Raw genomic sequence first — 772 nt, 5'->3', positions numbered from 1 at the left:
TGTGCGGATCGGCGTGACGGGCGGCGATCTGCACGTCGCGCAGGCTCAGGCCAGCGTCGAGCATGGTGGTGACGAAGGTGTGGCGCAGCATGTGCGGGTGCATCCTCGGCATCCGGATCCCGGCGCTGACCGCGAGGTGCTTGAGCCGGCGGGTTGCGGCATGCCGGTCCATCCGCGCCCCGAGGGTGTTGCGCAGGACCGGACCATCGATGCGGCCGTCGACCGCCCGGTCCACGGCCCTGGCCACGGCGGGCGGCAGCGGGATGAGGACGACCTTGCCGCCCTTGCCGCGCACCCGCAGGACGCGGTGGCCGTGTTCCTCGCCGAGGTCGCCGATGTTGGCGCCGCAGGCTTCGAAGATCCGCAGCCCGAGCAGGCCGAGCATGGCGATCAGGGCGAAGTCGTTCGGGTTGTCCGACAGCCGTGCGGCGGTGATCAGGGCTTCGAACTGTAGGTGGCCCAGCCCGAGGGTGGGTGATTCGGGTGGTACGACCGGTCGGCGGACCTAGTCGGCGGAGAGTGCGGGAGGATGCCGTCGATGATGCAGACGCGGTAGAAGCCGACCACCACTGACAGGCGACGGGAGACGGTCGAGGGCTGGAAGCGGCGTACGTCCTGGAGCCAACGCACGTACCGCTCGATGTCCACGCGTGCGGCCGACAGCGGCTTCAGGTCGTGGTGGGCGCACCAGGTCAGGAAGACGCGCAGGTCGGACTCGGTGTGCAGCCGCGAGTCACCGCGGTAGCGACCGAGATAGGCAGAAACCGCCGCG

At 70.1% G+C, this 772-nt stretch carries 2 protein-coding genes; both read right to left on the bottom strand.

Annotated elements, in window-relative coordinates; translation table 11 throughout:
• Nucleotides 1-391: tyrosine-type recombinase/integrase (locus tag DKL51_RS35985; protein WP_260428767.1), on the bottom strand; the 391-nt coding region annotated here is incomplete at its 3' end.
• 44 nt (nucleotides 392-435) lie between these two features.
• Nucleotides 436-772, bottom strand: a 337-nt coding sequence (locus DKL51_RS35980) for a site-specific integrase (protein ID WP_221623285.1), incomplete at its 5' end; no start/stop codon positions are given.

The organism is Micromonospora globispora (assembly GCF_003857015.1).
GTDB classification, from domain to species: Bacteria; Actinomycetota; Actinomycetes; order Mycobacteriales; family Micromonosporaceae; genus Micromonospora; species Micromonospora globispora.
The sequence above is the reverse complement of the archived record's forward strand: the minus strand, read 5'-3'. Positions and strand labels throughout refer to the sequence as shown.